The organism is Pseudoalteromonas sp. SIMBA_162, assembly GCF_046535955.1.
Lineage (GTDB): Bacteria > Pseudomonadota > Gammaproteobacteria > Enterobacterales > Alteromonadaceae > Pseudoalteromonas > Pseudoalteromonas marina.
Genome location: NZ_JAWJBQ010001100.1, coordinates 1 through 240, shown reverse-complemented (window position 1 = coordinate 240; position 240 = coordinate 1). Strand labels below are relative to the sequence as shown.

The window sequence follows — 240 nt, the reverse complement described above, 5'->3', positions numbered from 1 at the left end:
GCCCACCGCTCCCCCATCAACCTCACTGACTGCCCCATGTACACCAAAAATTTCGTCAACCCGTGCCCGGACTGGGCCACGGCGTTACTCAACGGCTTCAGCCAGGTGCTGCTGCTGCGCAACCCCCTGTGCGGCCTGTGCTGCCTGCTGGCCATTCTGCTGACCGCGCCCAACCTGGTCGGCGGCGCCCTGCTCGGCGCCCTGGCCGGCCTGCTCACCGCCCAGGCCCGTGGCTACGAC

1 protein-coding gene is annotated in these 240 nt (G+C 68.8%); it reads left to right on the top strand.

Features of this window, described 5'->3' with window-relative positions:
- Positions 1-36: 36 nt before the first annotated feature.
- Positions 37-240 (top strand): urea transporter (locus R0J88_RS23090; RefSeq protein WP_410901328.1); only part of this gene is annotated, 204 nt, incomplete at its 3' end.